The organism is Streptomyces yamdrokensis (genome assembly GCF_053890455.1).
In genome coordinates this window covers 6,555,995-6,570,760 of record NZ_CM132679.1, presented here as the reverse complement: position 1 = coordinate 6,570,760, position 14,766 = coordinate 6,555,995, and the positions used below count along the sequence as shown (strand labels likewise).

General features: G+C 72.4%; 16 protein-coding genes. 8 read left to right on the top strand and 8 right to left on the bottom strand.

Going from position 1 to position 14,766, the window contains the following annotated elements; all coding sequences use genetic code 11:
• The first annotated feature begins 154 nt into the window (after positions 1 to 154).
• On the top strand, positions 155 to 697 hold the full coding sequence (locus tag ACWZEH_RS29035; RefSeq protein WP_456194033.1) for a GNAT family N-acetyltransferase: 543 nt from the start codon (positions 155 to 157) through the stop codon (positions 695 to 697).
• A 24-nt stretch (positions 698 to 721) separates the two neighbouring features.
• Here the strand turns inward: ACWZEH_RS29035 and ACWZEH_RS29030 are convergent, their stop codons facing one another.
• Entirely contained in the window at positions 722 to 2,320 is a 1,599-nt protein-coding gene (locus ACWZEH_RS29030) for an IucA/IucC family protein (protein ID WP_456194032.1), read from the bottom strand.
• Between the two features lie 106 nt (positions 2,321 to 2,426).
• Between ACWZEH_RS29030 and ACWZEH_RS29025 the strand changes: the two genes are divergently transcribed.
• Genes ACWZEH_RS29025 through ACWZEH_RS29015 form a run of 3 tightly spaced genes read left to right on the top strand, consistent with a single transcriptional unit; the run spans position 2,427 to position 6,136 of the window.
• A complete protein-coding gene (locus ACWZEH_RS29025; RefSeq protein ID WP_456194031.1) occupies positions 2,427 to 4,007 on the top strand; it encodes an IucA/IucC family protein in 1,581 nt (526 codons plus the stop codon).
• 9 nt (positions 4,008 to 4,016) lie between these two features.
• Positions 4,017 to 5,300, top strand: coding sequence for a VWA domain-containing protein (locus ACWZEH_RS29020; protein WP_456194030.1), 1,284 nt, complete (start codon positions 4,017 to 4,019; stop codon positions 5,298 to 5,300).
• On the top strand, positions 5,300 to 6,136 hold the full coding sequence (locus tag ACWZEH_RS29015; RefSeq protein ID WP_456194029.1) for a hypothetical protein: 837 nt from the start codon (positions 5,300 to 5,302) through the stop codon (positions 6,134 to 6,136). Before ACWZEH_RS29020 ends, ACWZEH_RS29015 begins: the two co-directional genes overlap by 1 nt.
• Before the next feature lie 86 nt (positions 6,137 to 6,222).
• Here the strand turns inward: ACWZEH_RS29015 and ACWZEH_RS29010 are convergent, their stop codons facing one another.
• The gene (locus ACWZEH_RS29010) at positions 6,223 to 6,924 is read right to left on the bottom strand and encodes a winged helix-turn-helix transcriptional regulator (protein WP_456194028.1); all 702 of its coding nucleotides are present in this window, start codon (positions 6,922 to 6,924) and stop codon (positions 6,223 to 6,225) included.
• Between the two features lie 91 nt (positions 6,925 to 7,015).
• Here ACWZEH_RS29010 and ACWZEH_RS29005 point away from each other — a divergent pair, with 91 nt between their 5' ends.
• The 4 genes from ACWZEH_RS29005 (at position 7,016) to ACWZEH_RS28990 (ending at position 10,134) form a co-directional block, all read left to right on the top strand.
• Positions 7,016 to 8,224, top strand: coding sequence for a pyridoxal phosphate-dependent aminotransferase (locus ACWZEH_RS29005; RefSeq protein WP_456194027.1), 1,209 nt, complete (start codon positions 7,016 to 7,018; stop codon positions 8,222 to 8,224).
• A gap of 43 nt (positions 8,225 to 8,267) precedes the next feature.
• Positions 8,268 to 8,612, top strand: a complete 345-nt coding sequence (locus tag ACWZEH_RS29000; protein ID WP_456194026.1) for a hypothetical protein — start codon at positions 8,268 to 8,270, stop codon at positions 8,610 to 8,612.
• 406 nt (positions 8,613 to 9,018) lie between these two features.
• Entirely contained in the window at positions 9,019 to 9,651 is a 633-nt protein-coding gene (locus tag ACWZEH_RS28995) for a hypothetical protein (RefSeq protein ID WP_456194025.1), read from the top strand.
• Positions 9,652 to 9,711: 60 nt separating this feature from the next.
• Positions 9,712 to 10,134, top strand: coding sequence for an acyl-CoA thioesterase (locus ACWZEH_RS28990; RefSeq protein WP_456194024.1), 423 nt, complete (start codon positions 9,712 to 9,714; stop codon positions 10,132 to 10,134).
• Positions 10,135 to 10,541: 407 nt separating this feature from the next.
• Here the strand turns inward: ACWZEH_RS28990 and ACWZEH_RS28985 are convergent, their stop codons facing one another.
• The 6 genes from ACWZEH_RS28985 to ACWZEH_RS28960 all read right to left on the bottom strand — a co-directional run bounded on the left by ACWZEH_RS28985 (position 10,542) and on the right by ACWZEH_RS28960 (position 14,586).
• Complete coding sequence (locus ACWZEH_RS28985) at positions 10,542 to 11,921, bottom strand: 8-oxoguanine deaminase (RefSeq protein ID WP_456194023.1); 1,380 nt, start codon at positions 11,919 to 11,921, stop codon at positions 10,542 to 10,544.
• 30 nt (positions 11,922 to 11,951) lie between these two features.
• Positions 11,952 to 12,872, bottom strand: a complete 921-nt coding sequence (pucL, locus tag ACWZEH_RS28980) for a factor-independent urate hydroxylase (RefSeq protein ID WP_456194022.1) — start codon at positions 12,870 to 12,872, stop codon at positions 11,952 to 11,954.
• Positions 12,873 to 12,877: 5 nt separating this feature from the next.
• On the bottom strand, positions 12,878 to 13,273 hold the full coding sequence (gene uraH / locus ACWZEH_RS28975; protein WP_456194021.1) for a hydroxyisourate hydrolase: 396 nt from the start codon (positions 13,271 to 13,273) through the stop codon (positions 12,878 to 12,880).
• Positions 13,274 to 13,295: 22 nt separating this feature from the next.
• The gene (gene uraD / locus ACWZEH_RS28970) at positions 13,296 to 13,814 is read right to left on the bottom strand and encodes a 2-oxo-4-hydroxy-4-carboxy-5-ureidoimidazoline decarboxylase (protein WP_456194020.1); all 519 of its coding nucleotides are present in this window, start codon (positions 13,812 to 13,814) and stop codon (positions 13,296 to 13,298) included.
• A 155-nt stretch (positions 13,815 to 13,969) separates the two neighbouring features.
• Positions 13,970 to 14,338 carry a helix-turn-helix domain-containing protein gene (locus ACWZEH_RS28965; RefSeq protein WP_456194019.1) on the bottom strand — a complete coding sequence of 123 codons (369 nt, stop codon included), beginning with the start codon at positions 14,336 to 14,338 and terminating at the stop codon, positions 13,970 to 13,972.
• Positions 14,335 to 14,586, bottom strand: a complete 252-nt coding sequence (locus ACWZEH_RS28960; protein WP_456194018.1) for a YkoF family thiamine-binding protein — start codon at positions 14,584 to 14,586, stop codon at positions 14,335 to 14,337. The genes ACWZEH_RS28965 and ACWZEH_RS28960 overlap by 4 nt, the downstream gene beginning before the upstream one ends.
• Positions 14,587 to 14,766 lie beyond the last annotated feature (180 nt).

Sequence of the window (14,766 nt, the reverse complement as noted above, 5' to 3'; positions counted from 1 at the left end):
CTCTCCGGCTCTGGGCAGGTGGACTCGTCCTTCTCGGCTGCGTCCACACCCTTGTGCGCGATGTCCGACGACTCCGGCGGTCGTCATGACCGACCGCCGCGCCGACGACGAAATGGCGTTGCCCGGGAGCCGGCGTTCACGTTGGCTGGGCGGCATGGCTGAACTGTGTACCGATCGCCTTGTCCTCCGTCGTTGGCGTGGCTCCGATGTCGGACCGTGGGCGGCGATGAATGCCGATCCCGAGGTCAGGGAGCATCTGGGAGACTTGCTCACCCGCGAACAGAGCGAGGCCTCCATCGCCCGCTTCCAGGCCGGGTTCGACCGGCGGGGCCATGGATGGTGGGCGCTCGAGGTACGGGCCACGGGCGAGTTCATCGGCTTCGCGGGCTTGGACGAGGTGGAGGAGCAGATGCCCTTCACCGGGGTGGAGGCCGGCTGGAGGCTCGCCCGCCCGGCCTGGGGCCGGGGCTACGCCACCGAGGCCGCACGGGCGGTCCTGGCCCACGGATTCCACACGCTCGGGCTTCCCGAGATCCTCGCCGTCACCACGGCCGGCAACCTCCGTTCGCAGGCGGTGATGCGCCGCATCGGCATGGCCCGGAACCCGGCCGAGGACTTCGACGACCCCACGGCGCCCGACGGCCCACTGCGCCCGAACGTGCTGTACCGCATCGCCCGTGGTACGTCGCCGGAGTGAAGGCGCCGTACGGCCCGTCGGCGCCTACGGTTCCGCCAGCGGGTTGGGGACCGGCACGTAGCGGGCCGAGGCTCCGTCGGCGTGGGTCCAGCGCAGGAGGAGGTTGGTCTTGGCGGGGAGGGTGGGGGTGGTGAGGAGGGCCTGGGCCTCCGGGAGGGAGTGGCGGGAGAGTTCCCGGCGGGCTGCGGGCCACGGGGTGAAGCCCGGGTGGTGTTCGGTCAGGGCTGACGCGATTTCCGTCAGGTGGTTGACGATCAGGCAGTAGACGAGGCGCTCCCAGCCCGCTTCCCTCGTCACCTCCGGAAGCAGTTTCACGCCTTCCGCGTCCCGGTACAGGGCCTGCGCGGGCATGCCGTCGGTGTCGACGGCGATCAGGGTGTTCTGCAGGTGGGCCTCGACCACGACGCCGTGCCGGGCGAAGGTCCGCAGCGCCGGGGGGACGACCTGGGCCAGGTAGGCCTTCCACCAGGCGGCGGGGGTGGGCGTGGTGGCCAGCGGGTTGCCCTCGTACTCCTCCGGCAGGGCTGCGGCCAGGTGCGGGGTCGTGCCGGGGAGCAGGTGGGGGCGCAGGCCGTCGCGGACCAGTACGGCCAGTTCCTCGAAGGCGAAGTCCGCGGTGCGGTAACCGCGGTCGCCGAGCCAGGCCGCGGGGGCGTCGGGCGTGGCCGAGGCGGCGAAGGCCTCGCTCGTGGCCCGGTCGGTCCTGATCAGCTTCAGCAGGTCGTGGCGCCACAGACGGCGGACGTCGTTGGTGATGCGCACGTCCAGGCTGAACTTCAGGAACAGGTCCTGCGCGGGCGTGTACACGGTGCGGATCGCGGCCGTGGGCCATACCGGGAACGCGGTCGTGCCCAGCCGGACCAGCCGGCCGTCGGCGAACGCGGGGGCCAGGCTCCGGGCCGTCAGCTCCAACTGCCAGGGGTGGGCGGGCAGGAGGCGGTAGCCGGGCGGGGCGGTGCCCAGGCGGTCCAGGGACGTCGTGTCACCCTCCTCCACGACCGCGTCCTCGCGCACGCCGAGCAGCGTCAGCGGGAAGCGTGCGTACGCCTCCGGTGCGTACGGCAGCCAGCTCGCCGTGGGGCCCGCGCCGCGGGCCTTGGGGGCGGGGTGGTGGGTGTGGCCGGTGAGCAGGGACTGCTCGGAGCGCAGGTAGGGGTCGGTGGGCGGGGTGGCGCCTGCGCGTGCGGCGAGCAGCGCGGCCACCGCGTCGCGGCTGTCGGTCATCTCGGCCGCCAGGTCCCGGTTGGCCACCCCGGTGTGCCGGCGCAGCTCCCCGGCGACGAGTTCCACCAGTTCCGGATGGCCGAGGCGGCACCAGGTGCCGTCCTGCCCGCGGACCTCGGGTGCGGTGGGGCTGCGGCGGGTGCCGTGGACGCGCAGCAGGCGCTGGGTGCCCGGCAGGCGGTATGTCCGGAGGGTGCCCGGCTCCCGGTCCCGGTCCCGGCCCGTTTCCCCGTCCTCGTCCTCGCCGTCCGGGACCGGTTGTGCCACCTCGCGCAGGAGGCAGTTCAGGAGCGGGGCGACCGCGTACGCGTCGGCGCGGGCGGCCGGGCGGGCGGTGTCGTGGGCGCGGGGTGCCGCGTCGTCGTCTGCGGGCGGGGGCATGAGGTCCACGCGTTCCACTGTTTCCCTACGGTCTGTCCGGACGGAGACGATCAGTATCTCCGCATGTCCGTCACGGACCGACCCGTTCGTTCCGCAGAGCCTTTCGTACCCGAGGAGCCCGCCCGTGCACCGTCCCTTCGCCGTCGAGGCCGAAACCGCCGACGAGTTGGCCGTCGTACGGCCCGCGCTGGTGCCCCGGTACGCGGCAGCGCTGCCAGGGGCCCGCGCGGCCGTGCTGACCCGGCTGTGGCGCGGCCTCGCGCACGATCCGCTGCCGTGGGTCGTGCGCCGGGAGCCGGACGGTGACGGGCTCACGCTGCGGCTGGCGGACGGCCGTCGGCTGCGCGGCCCGCGCCCGGACCCGTATGCGACCGCCGCGTACGTCACCGTCGTACGGCTGGACGGGGTGGCGTACGACGATCCCGCGCGGTTGACGGGGGAGCTCGCCGTACCGCGTTCGGCCGCCTTCGCAGCCGAACTCGCGCACAGTGTCGCCTCGTTGGCGCTGTCCCGGGCGGGAGCCCCGGAGAGGGGCGGGAAGGACGTGGATGCCTGGGACGGGAGGTCCGACTGGGAGTGGGAGCAGCGGGTGGTCGACGGGCATCCGTTCCATCCCAACTGCCGTTCCCGACCAGGGTTCTCGGTGGCCGAGCAACTGGCGTACGGGCCCGAGCACCGGCCTCTCGTGGAGTTGGGGCTGGTTGAGGTGCCGGCCGGGGACTGTCTGGTGACGGGGAGCTGGCCCCAGTGGCTGCGGGACGGAGGGCGGGTGGTGATCCCGGTGCATCCCTGGCAGGCGGCGCATGTGCTCAAGCGGGAGCCCGCAAAGCGGATGGCGGCGCGTCCGCTGATGGCGCTGCGCACGCTCGCGCTGCCCGACGGCCCGCATGTGAAGACGGCGTTGAGCGCGCGGCTGACCTCGTCGGTGCGGGACATCTCGCTCGGTTCGGTCGCCGCGTCCGCGGTGCTGTCGGAGTTCGGGGAGTCGGTGGCGGCACGGACCGGCGGGCTGTTGCACATCACCCGCACCCTGGGTGCCGCGGCGGCCGGTTCCCCCGATCTGGCGGCCGTGGTGCGCGAGTCGCCGCAGGAGTACGCGGCGGCCGGGGAGCGGGTGGTGCCGGTGGCGGCCCTGGCGGCGACCGGGCTGCCCCGCTCCCCGGGCTGGACGGCCCGGTTCGCGCGGCTCGCCCTGACGGTCGGACTGCGACTCCTCGATGTGGGTGTGGCGCTGGAGGCGCACGGTCAGAACCTCCTGGTGGTGCTGGCGCCGGACGGGGAGCCGGTGCGGCTGGTCTACCGCGATCTGGCCGACCTGCGGATCAGCCCCGCGCGACTCGCCCGCCACGGCGTCTTTGCGCCCGGGTTGCCCGCCCGCATGGTGACGGACGACGAACGGGCTCTGCGGCGCAAGCTGTTCGGGTCGCTGGTGGCGGGTGCGCTGGCCGGTACGACGGGCTCCGGCCCGGCGTTGCGCGCCGCGTTGGAGAGTGCCGTACGGGATCTGCCGCGCACCCCGGACCTCGCTGCACTGTGCGGCGAACCGCTGCCCGCGAAGGCGCTGACGCTGATGCGGCTTTCGCCGGGGACGACCGGGGACGACTGGGCACAACTGCCCAATCCACTGCTCGATCCCCCTCAGGGCGAACCCGTGTGGGGCCGGCCCCGGAGCCCCGCTTTGGAACAGGGCGTCTCTGATCAATAAGATCCGCCGATGATCAGAAGAAAATGGCCGGCCGCAGGCGTCGGTGTCCTGCTCGCCGCTCTGTCGGCGGGACTCGCCCTCCCGTCCGCGGCGGCCGCCGGTGAACCCACGGGCCAGGACGCGCCCCAGGTCGACCTCGTCCTCGATGTGAGCGGCTCGATGCGAACCCGGGACATCGACGGGCAGTCCCGGATGGCCGCGGCGAAGCAGGCGTTCAACGAGGTGCTGGACGCGACGCCGGAGGAGGTCCAGCTGGGGATCCGCACCCTCGGTGCCGACTACCCCGGCGACGACAGGAAGGAGGGCTGCAAGGACACCGCGCAGCTCTATCCGGTCGGTCCGCTGGACCGCACCGAGGCCAAGACGGCGGTGGCCACGCTGAGTCCGACCGGCTGGACCCCGATCGGCCCCGCCCTGCTGGAGGCGGCCGACGACTTCAAGGGCGGCGACGGTTCCAAGCGCATCGTGCTGATCAGTGACGGTGAGGACACCTGTGCCCCGCTCGATCCGTGCGAGGTGGCCCGGGAGATCGCGGCCAAGGGCATCGGCCTGACCATCGACACGCTGGGCCTGGTGCCGAACGCCAAGCTGAGCCGGCAGCTCAGCTGCATCGCCGAGGCGACCGGCGGCACCTACACCTCGGTCGAGCACCAGGACGAACTCACCGACCGTGTGAATGAGTTGGTGGACCGTGCGGCCGAGCCGGTGGTGACACCGGTCGCGACCGAGGGAGGCGCCTCGTGCGCGAAGGCGCCGACGCTGGAGTCCGGTCTCTACACGGATCGTGAGGAGTTCGGGCAGCAGCGCTGGTACCGCGTGGACGTGCCGGCGGGCCGGGAACTGCGCGCATCGGTGAGCGTGGCGGCCGACCGGGCGGTGAACCCCGACCACGGCGTGCTGCTGCGGGCCGTCACGGTGCACAGCCGGGAGATCGTCCGCGGCGAGGCCACGGGCAACGGCCGCACGGACGTCCTGTCCACCGGCCTGCGCTACCCGAAGCCCGAACGGGACGACGACGGTGACGACTCCGGCGGCAAGCCGGTCGCCGAGACGGTGTGCCTGGCGGTGACCAACTCGTTCTCGCCGGCCTCCGGTGTGAAGACCACGCCCGGCCTGCCGCTGGAACTGACCATCGACGTCGTCGACGGCCCGAGCGGGTCGGGCGACGTGGCCTCCTTCGGCCTGGGCCGGGGCTGGTGGCTGCTCGGCGCACTGGTCCTCACGGGCTTCCTCGCCGGTCTCGTCTGGGGCTGGCTGTCACGCTGGCGGCTCGCGGTCTGGAGGACCAGCTGATGCGTACCACCCGCTTCACCCGCTCGTTGAGCGCCGCCCTGCTGACGTTCGGGCTCGCCGCCGCTGCCGTGGCCCCCGCGGCAGCCGACTCCACCCCCTCCCCCAGCGCGTCGGGGGACGCCGCCGGACCGACCCGGGCGGGCACCTCGTTCCGTACCGCGACGGAGTTCGAGCAGGGGCGGACCGCCACGGCGCGTGCCTCCGTCGGCGACTACCTGTACTGGTCGTTCCCGGCGGGCGCGGGGCAACGCCCCACCGTCGACGCGACGGTGAAGCTGCCCGAGACGCACGCCGCCGGGACCTGGCGGGTCGACGTGTACGACGGTCTGCGCCGCCGGCAGGCCTGCCAGTACGGCGCCCAGACCCGCACCGCGGCGGCCGACGCGGCCTCTGTGGAGCTGAAGTGCGTGCTGCGCACGGTCCGCGCCTGGTCGGAGCCGTGGGCCAATGACCCGCTGCCGGGCACGTACTACATCCGGCTCACCGCGGTGAACCTCTCGGCGTCCGACCTGGGCCAGCCGGTGGACATCGAAGTCCGGGCCGGTTCCAAGGAGATGGGCGGTGCGGCGGCGGTCGACGGTTCGCTCGCGGAGCCGCTGGTGCCGGGTATCGCACTGCGCAGCGAGACCGACGACACCGAGGAGGGCGACGGGGACGACTCGCCGGCCGCCGTGCTGGCCGACCTCGAGCCCGAGGACGGCTGGACCTCCGGCTGGTGGTCCGACCGGTGGGTGTGGACCGCGGTGGGCGGTGCGCTGGCCGCTTTGGCCGGAGTCGCCGGCTACCGGCTGGCCCGGGGCACGGGGCGGCCGTCCCGGGTACCGCCGGGCGCGTGAAACCACATAGGTGATGTGCCGTCAGGAGGCCCGACCCGTGCGGGCCTCCCCCTCTTCGGCGGCCGTTCCCGCCGTCCCGCTTCCCGTCACACCTCCCTCAGTGCCTTGGCGAGCGTGCCGTCGCCGCTCACCGTCACCCGCCCGTCCCGTACGGCCTCGGCGACGGTCGCCTCGCCGCGGCTGATCGCCGTACAGGTGTCGGTGTCGAGGACCAGGATCGCGTCCGGCACGCCGGAAGCGGGTCCGTCGCCGTAGACCGACCCGTTCCCGTGGACCGGTCCGCCCCCGTGGACCGGTCCGTCCCCGGCGCCGACCCGCAGGTGGAACAGCCCTTCCTCCAGCCGGACTTCGACCAGGCCGCCCTCCCCCTCGCCCGGACCCTCGTCCTGACCGGCGCCCACTCCCTCCAGGGCGCGGAGCAGGGGCAGCGCGAACCAGTGCGCCCGTACCGCGTCGGTGGGCCGCCGCTCCCCCAGCACCGCCTGCCCCCACGCACCGAGCGCTTGCAGTACGGGCAGCAACTCACTTCCACGGCTCGTGAGTTCGTACACGTAGGCCGCACCGGGCGGGGGCAGCCGCCGCCGGGTGGCCAGCCCGTCGCGCTCCATGTCCTTCAGCCGCGAGGCCAGTACGTCCGTGCTGACGCCGGGAAGGTCCGCGTGCAGGTCGGTGTAGCGCCGCGGGCCGGCGAGGAGCTCGCGGACGATCAGCAGGGTCCAGCGGTCACCGACGGCGTCGAGCGCGCGGGCGGCGGAACAGTACTGGTCGTAGCTTCGGCGAGGTGACATGCGACGCAGTGTAGACAAGTTGTTGGACTTTCCAAGCGGTCACTTGGTAAAACCAAGCAGGAAACACGGGATACCCGAGGGGAAGCGGCGCATGGAGTTCCGGCAGTCGAGCAAGCTCAGCGAGGTCTGTTACGAGATCCGCGGCCCGGTCATCGAACACGCGAACGCGCTGGAGGAGGCCGGGCACAGCGTGCTGCGCCTGAACACCGGGAATCCGGCCCTGTTCGGCTTCGAGGCCCCGGAGGAGATCCTCCAGGACATGATCAGGATGCTGCCGCAGGCGCACGGCTACACCGACTCGCGGGGCGTCCTCTCCGCCCGCCGCGCGGTGGCCCAGCGCTACCAGACCCTGGGCGTGGAGGTGGACGTCGACGACGTCTTCCTCGGCAACGGCGTTTCCGAGCTGGTGTCGATGGCCGTCACGGCGCTGCTGGAGGACGGTGACGAAGTCCTCGTCCCCGCGCCCGACTTCCCCCTCTGGACGGCGGTGACCACCCTCGCGGGCGGCAAGGCGGTCCACTACCTGTGCGACGAACGGGCCGACTGGTACCCGGACCTGGACGACATGGCGTCGAAGATCACGGACCGTACGAAGGCCGTGGTCATCATCAACCCCAACAACCCGACGGGCGCGGTCTACCCGAAGGAGATCGTCGAGGGAATCCTCGATCTGGCCCGCCGGCACGGCCTGATGGTGCTCGCCGACGAGATCTACGACCAGATCCTCTACGACGACGCCGTGCACCACTCGGCCGCCGCGCTCGCCCCCGACCTGGTCGTCCTCACCTTCTGCGGGCTGTCGAAGACGTACCGCGTGGCGGGCTTCCGCTCCGGCTGGCTGGTGGTCACGGGCCCGAAGCGGCACGCGAGGAACTACCTGGAGGGCCTGACGACGCTGGCCTCCATGCGCCTGTGCGCCAACGCGCCCGCCCAGTACGCCATTCAGGCCGCGCTCGGCGGCCGCCAGTCCATCGGTGAGCTGACCGCCCCGGGGGGCCGCCTGCACGAACAGCGGGACGTGGCCTGGCGGATGCTCAACGACATCCCCGGCGTGAGCTGCGTCAAGCCCAAGGGCGCCCTGTACGCCTTCCCCCGCATCGACCCGGCGGTGCACAAGATCCACGACGACGAGAAGTTCGTCCTCGACCTGCTCCTGCGGGAGAAGATCCAGGTGGTCCAGGGCACCGGCTTCAACTGGCCCACCACCGACCACTTCCGCATCCTGACCCTCCCCCACGCGGACGATCTGGAGGCCGCGATCGGCCGCATCGGCCGTTTCCTGAGCGGCTACCGGCAGTAGGGCACCGGGAACCACGGACGGGGCGACCGCGTCGGATCAAGGTATGAGTGAACAGAGACAGGAGAGACAGGAGAGACAGGGTTGTGCGGGCATCCTCCTGGCGGCCGTCGGCGCCGTCGCAGCGGTGCTCGCCTGGTCGCCGAAGGCACGGGTCAGCATCGACGGCGGCTTCGAGGGCATGCACAGGGACCTGAGCGTCCTCTACGTCGACCTTCCCCTCATCGCCGCAGGCGGGGCTCTCGTCCCGCTCCTCGCCTGGCTGCTCACCCTGCGCGCGCTGCGCCGCCCATGGCTCGCGGCCGTGATCGCGGCGGGTGCGCTCGCGCTCGGCATCTGGGGCCTGCTGAGCTGGTGGACGCCCTATCAGCGGCCGGAGTTCATGGGCTAGCCGTACCGGCCGGCCCGGGAGCGGCCATCGGGCAGGACGTGGGGCCCGGTCGGCACACCTTGTCGGCCACCCCTGACCGCGAAGCCGCGGCCGCGCAGAGCGGGGAGCACACGGTGAGCCGCGGACCGGGCACACCCGGTTCGTCGGCGGTCCCGCTCCACCGCGTGCGCCCCTGCTCGCGCAGCAGGGGCAGCGGGGTGGGGCGTTCTCCACGGTTCTTGGACCCGGCGCGGACCCGGCGCCCGCGCTCCGCGGTTTTGCTGGGGGCTGCGGTGTACGAGCCGGGTTCTCCACAGCGGAACTTCTCCCACCGGCGCACTTCCACGGAGTGTCGGTGCTCGGCCGTAGGCTTCGAAGGCGCCGGAAAGGCCCGCAGCGGGCCGGCCGGAGATCGGGGGTGGGTGTGGTGGCGAGAGCGTTGGGCGCGGGGTTGCGTCGGGTGGTGGCGGCGGCCGATCCGGTCAGTGGGCGGGTCAAGGGGACGGAGACCCAGCTTGCGGGGCTGGTGAAGCGCGGGTTGGTGTTCCGGCACCCCCGTGCGCCGCACGACCACTTCCTGACGCCGGCGGGGCATCGGATCCGGGAGGGGGAGGCGGTACCGGCGCCGGTGGAAGCGGAGGCACCGGCCGCGACCGGGGTGTTCGCGGCTCGCGTCGGTGGCGGGGGCGCGGCGCACCGGTCCGGTCCCGCCCGGCGGCGGGAGGTGCACAGTGCCTGGCAGGGCATGCTGGAGCTGCGCCGGATGACCAACCCCGACGGCGCCACGGACCGCCCCTGCGGCTGGGAGCGCTCGCATCTCGTGCAGGCTGCCGCACTCGCGCTGGAGGCCGCCGGGCACCCCCCTGCCGGGCAGGAAACCGAGGGCGGTTACCGGGTGCGGGAGACACCGCAGCCGGAGGCCGTCGCCGTGTACGAGGCGGACGGCGAGGCGCTGCGGGCCTGCGCGGCCACCCTGGAGGGGGCCGGCTGGCAGGTCGGCGAGTACACGGAGCCGAGGACGCGGGCCCGGTACCTGCTGGCCTCCCCGCGCCGCGTATGAGGGCGCGTGCCAGGATCGGTGGCGAGTGCGGCGAATCGAGCAGGTGCGAAGGGGGACGCAGTGAGCGAGCCGTTTTCCGTCCGGGTGACCGTGCGCGGATACGAGACCGACGTGCAGGGCCACCTCAACCAGGCCGTATACCTCAATTACGCGGAGCACGCGCGCTGGACGCTGCTCCGTGAAGCGGGCATCACGCAGTCCGTGCTCGCGGCGCGGGGGGTGGGGCCCGTCGCCCTGGAGACGACCATCCGCTACAGGCGCGAGCTGCTCGCCGGCGACGAGGTCGACGTGAGCTGCGTCTTCGTCTGGGGCACCGGCAGGACGTTCCGTATCGAGCAGGTCGTCACCAGGACGGACGGCACGGTCTCGGCCGAGATCACGGCGGTCGGCGGTGTGCTGGACCTGGGGCTGCGCAAGCTGTTGCCGAGCCCGCAGGACGTCTTTTGGGAGCTGGCCGAGAACCCGGGTGTGCTGGGCCTGTAGGACCGGCCGCGGCGGCGGAAGGGAAACGGCAGGAAGACCGATGGACGGCTCGGGGCAAAGGCCGCTTCACTTCCGCTTTCAGTCGGTGAAGGTTTCCGCCGCCAGAACGGCACCGCCCCCGGCCGTCCGAACCGCCACGGCATTCGGAAGCCCTCGGCGCGGCGTTCGCCCCGACGGCGACCACCCGGCCGGTTCGGCCGGGCGCCCGCTCAGGGGTCCTTGCACCATGCCCGCCCGGGTCGCGCGGCCCGGCACCGCACCTCGCCGCGTTGCCCAAAAGCCCTGGTGGCTCCGCCACGAGGGCTCTGTGGCGCCTCGCGATGCTCCCCCACTGCCTGAAAGGCGTGGGCGGCACCCCCGGCACCGGACCACACGACCTCACCGGGCGCTCACAGTGCAAGGACCCCTCAGCCCTGCGCCGCGATGGCGGCCAGCCGCCGGGCCTGGGCACGGGTGTCGCGGGCGATCTCGTCCTCGTCGGCCGTGCGCAGCCGGCCCTCCTCCACGATCTGACGGCCGTTCACGAACGACGCGGTGACCGGCGCCGCCGCACCCAGGACCAGCGCGGCCACCGGGTCGGCGATGGACGCGTGGGCCAGGGTGTCCATCCGCCACAGCACCAGGTCGGCGAGCTTGCCCGGCTCCAGCGAGCCGATCTCCGTCGCCCGGCCCAGGACCTGGGCACCTCCGTGGGTGCCCAGGCGCAGCGCCTGGCGTGCCGTCAGGGCGGCTTCGCGGTGCGGCCCGAGGCGGCCCACGAGGAGGGCGTTGCGCAGTTCGGTGTGCAGTTCGCCGGACTCGTTGGACGCGGTTCCGTCCACGCCGAGGCCGACCGGGACTCCGGCGGCCAGCAGGTCGGGGACGCGGGCTATCCCGGCGGCGAGGCGGGCGTTGGAGGAGGGGCAGTGGGCGACGCCCGTGCCCGTACGGGCGAAGGCGGCGATGTCGGAGTCGTTCATGTGGACGCAGTGCGCCATCCACACGTCCTCGCCCAGCCAGCCGGTGGACTCGAAGTAGTCGGTGGGGCCCATGCCGAACAGCTGGTGGCAGAACTTCTCCTCCTCCACCGTCTCCGACCCGTGCGTGTGCAGTCGTACGCCGAGACCGCGCGCCAACTCCGCACTCTGCCGCATCAGTCCGGTGGAGACGGAGAACGGGGAGCAGGGGGCCACGGCGACCTGGGTCATGGCGTCGCGGGAGGTGTCGTGGTGCTCCCTGACGGTCTCCTCGGTCGCGGCGAGGGCGTCGTCGAGCGTCTCGACGGCGAAGTCCGGGGGCAGTCCGCCGTCCTTCTCGCCGCGGTCCATCGAACCGCGGGCGAGGGTGAAGCGCACGCCCATGTCGCGGGCGGCGCGTACGACGGCGCCCGACAGGTCGCCGGAGCCGCGCGGGAACACGTAGTGGTGGTCCATGGCGGTGGTGACACCGCCGCGGGCCATCATCGCGAGGGAGCCCCGGGCGGCGGCGCGGACCATCGGCTCGTCGATGCGCGCCCAGGTCGGGTAGAGCGCGACGAGCCAGTCGAACAGGTTGTGGTCGGTGGCCAGCCCCCGGGTGATCCACTGGTAGAAGTGGTGGTGGGTGTTGACGAGGCCGGGTGTCGCCAGGTGCCCGGTGGCGTCGATGCGGCAAACGACGTTCTCCAGGCCCTCGGGGGCCCTGCCCGCGCCGAGCGACTCGATGCGGTGGCCGGCGAGGACGAGGTGTCCAAAGGCGTACTCGGTGTCCTTCGCGTCGACGGCCGCGATCGCGCAGTTCTCGATGACGGTGCGCCGGACTGCTTCCATGGATTCGTCCCTCCAGCGATCGTTCCTGTCTCAGAGGTTGGTGAGGTCCGGCGGTATGAGCGCCTCGCAGCCGTCACGCAGGATCGTCGCCTCGATCAGGCCGTAGGGACGGTCGGCGGCGAAGTACACGGCGCCGTCCGCGGTGTCGTTGTCGAGCCCGAAGGGCTCCAGGTCCACCTGGAAGTGGTGGCTGTTGGGGAGGGAGAAGCGGACCTCGTCTATCTCGTCGCGCTGTTCGATGATCCGGGCGCCCATCCGGTACATCGTCTGCTGCAGGGAGAGGGAGTACGTCTCCGCGAAGGCCTGGAGCAGGTGCTGCCTCGTCCGCTCGTACGACGTCTCCCAGTCGGGCACCGGCCGCTCGTCGTCGGTCCAGTTGAACCGCCAGCGGGCGGCGACCGAGGTGGCGAGGATGCGGTCCCGGGTCTCCTTCAGCGTCGTGTACCTGTCCTTGACGAAACCGTGGAACTCGGAGTCGGTGGAGTTCAGCACCGTCAGGTCCTTCAGGCCCGAGACGATCTCCCAGCACCCGCCGTCGTAGGTGACCTGCGTCAGCCGGGTTTCCTGGCCCCTGCGGACGAAGGAGTGCTCCCCGCGCTCGCCCGCGTGGGCCTCGGAGGTCGCGATCCGCTCCCAGGCGTACTCCTCGACGCGGATGCGGGCCCGGTGGACGGTCTCCTGGGAGGTGACGAAGTGCCGGGCGAGGTGGATGCCGAACTGCTCGGCGGACTCGATGCCGTGCTCCTTGGCGAAGGCGAACACGGTGTTCTTGGTGGTGTCCGTCGGCAGGACGTTGGCGTTGGAGCCGGAGTAGTGCACCTCCTCCATGTCGCCGGACAGGGCGACGGAGACGTTGAGGTCCTTGATGTGGTGGGTGGCGCCGTCCCGCGTGACCCTGACGACGCGGTTCTCCGCTTTGCCGTACTGGTTCCGGCCGAGAATCGTGGGCATGTCCGCTAGCTCCCTCGGTATACGGAGTAGCCGAACGGGTTGAGCAGCAGCGGCACGTGGTAGTGCTCGCCCGGTACGACGGCGAACGTGATCGCCACCTCCGGGAAGAACACACCGGTGCCGCTGTCCCGGTGCGCGGGGGCGTCCTGCCGTGCCTCGTCCTGCCTGTCGGTGAAGTACGGCTCGACGTCGAAGTGGAGCCGTACGTGGGTGGTGCCCTCCGGCAGTGCCGGGAGGTCCTCGCACCGCCCGTCCGCGTCGGTCGTGGAGCCGCCGAGCGCCTGCCAGTGGGCCCTTCGGCCCGAGCGGGCGGAGAGCTGGACGGCGACGTCCCGGGCGGGACGGCCGAGGCTGGTGTCCAATATGTGCGTGGACACGGAAGCGGTGGTCTCTGTGCTCATGCGGGCGCTGCTCCCGGGGATGTCAGGGCTGTCGGTCCGCTTCGACGAGCCGGGCCAGGCGGATGCGGTTGATCCTCCCCAGCTCGGTGCGGACGCTCTCACGTTCTTGCTCCGGCGTGTTGCCGATGCGCTCCCTGGCCGCGTCGCGCATCTGCTCGCCGGTCCGGCCGGTGGCGCAGACGAGGAACACATGGCCGAACTTCTCCTGGTAGGCGAGGTTCAGCTCCAGCATCTCCGCCTTGAGCCGGTCCGACGCAAAGGCCATGCCGCCCTGCTCCCGCGCGGAGACCGGGTCGCCGGGCCGGGGTCTGCCGATCGGCGGGTGCCCGGCCATCGCCTCGTCGAGGTCCGCCGCGGTCAGCCCGCCCACGGCGGCGTCGGCGGCGGCGTACAGGTCGTCGGCGGCCGGGTAGGGGCGGGCGGCGAGCAGCCGGCGGGCCCACTCCGTGGAGGCGCACACCTCGTGGAGTGCGGCAAGGGCCGCGCTCTCCTCCAGGGCGTTGAAACGGGCCAGGCCCTGCGGCGTGGAAGTGGACGTCACGAAGCCTCCCCGGCCGGGAACGGCCGTCCTGTGGAACGGGCGTACGAACAGCTAACGCCGCCCCGGACCACCACGTCAACAGTTTGTTGAAAAGCGCGACGGCCGGACCGTCCCGAAAACCGGCCGAAGCCCTTCAGGAGCCCTTCAGGAGTCCCTCAGGAGCCCTTCTCCCGGTTGAGGTAGTTGTAGACGGTGAAGCGGCTGACGCCGAGCGCACCCGCCACCGTCTCCACGCCGTGCCGGACGGCGAAGGCACCGCGCGCCTCCAGGCCGCGGACGATCTCCTGTTTGGTCCTGCGGTCCAGGCCTGCGAGGGGGCGCCCGTGCCGGCGCTCCAGCGCGGCGAGGATGTGATCGAGGGAGTCGGCGAGCTGGGGCAGGCGCACGGCGACGGCGTCGGTGCCCTCCCAGGCGAGGACGACGTCGTCGGGACCGGCCTCGCCGGGCGGGAGCAGCTGCCCGCCCATGGCGTCGACGAGCGGCTTGACCGCGGCGACGAACGGCTCGTCCGCCAGGCCGCTCATCCCTTGTCCTCCGCGATCACGTTGACCTGGAGCGAGACCCGGGTCGCACCGGCCTCCAGGCTGCGGCGCAGCAGCGCGTCCACGGCGGCGAGGACCACGTCGGCACCGCCCTCCGCGGTGTTCCCGAACGGCCCGACGTCCACCGAGTCCAGCGCGGCCCCCTCCACGACCTCCCGGGCCACCACCGCATGCGCGGGCGCCTCGTCCAGATCGAAGGGTTCGGTCGTGAATTCCACTCTCAATCGCATTGCGCCCCCAGAACACGCCCCTGAACTGCACTTCTACCCGGATGACCCACCGCGAGGGCACATCGGGGCACAACAGGGAGGCATCAGTCGACCGTTCCACAGCCGCGATACGCCCCGGGCCGATCGACCTCCCCGGGACAAAGCCGCGTCGTCCGCCACGAGGTGACCCTAACCGACCGG

Coding starts and splice junctions, on each gene's coding strand:
- ACWZEH_RS29010 (WP_456194028.1), bottom strand. CDS start 6,924: ATGTCACCTCGCCGAAGCTACGACCAGTACTGTTCCGCCGCCCGCGCG.
- ACWZEH_RS28985 (WP_456194023.1), bottom strand. CDS start 11,921: ATGGAAGCAGTCCGGCGCACCGTCATCGAGAACTGCGCGATCGCGGCC.
- ACWZEH_RS28960 (WP_456194018.1), bottom strand. CDS start 14,586: ATGCGATTGAGAGTGGAATTCACGACCGAACCCTTCGATCTGGACGAG.
- ACWZEH_RS29015 (WP_456194029.1), top strand. CDS start 5,300: ATGCGTACCACCCGCTTCACCCGCTCGTTGAGCGCCGCCCTGCTGACG.
- ACWZEH_RS29005 (WP_456194027.1), top strand. CDS start 7,016: ATGGAGTTCCGGCAGTCGAGCAAGCTCAGCGAGGTCTGTTACGAGATC.
- pucL (WP_456194022.1), bottom strand. CDS start 12,872: ATGCCCACGATTCTCGGCCGGAACCAGTACGGCAAAGCGGAGAACCGC.
- ACWZEH_RS28965 (WP_456194019.1), bottom strand. CDS start 14,338: ATGAGCGGCCTGGCGGACGAGCCGTTCGTCGCCGCGGTCAAGCCGCTC.
- ACWZEH_RS29020 (WP_456194030.1), top strand. CDS start 4,017: ATGATCAGAAGAAAATGGCCGGCCGCAGGCGTCGGTGTCCTGCTCGCC.
- ACWZEH_RS29035 (WP_456194033.1), top strand. CDS start 155: ATGGCTGAACTGTGTACCGATCGCCTTGTCCTCCGTCGTTGGCGTGGC.
- ACWZEH_RS29000 (WP_456194026.1), top strand. CDS start 8,268: ATGAGTGAACAGAGACAGGAGAGACAGGAGAGACAGGGTTGTGCGGGC.
- uraH (WP_456194021.1), bottom strand. CDS start 13,273: ATGAGCACAGAGACCACCGCTTCCGTGTCCACGCACATATTGGACACC.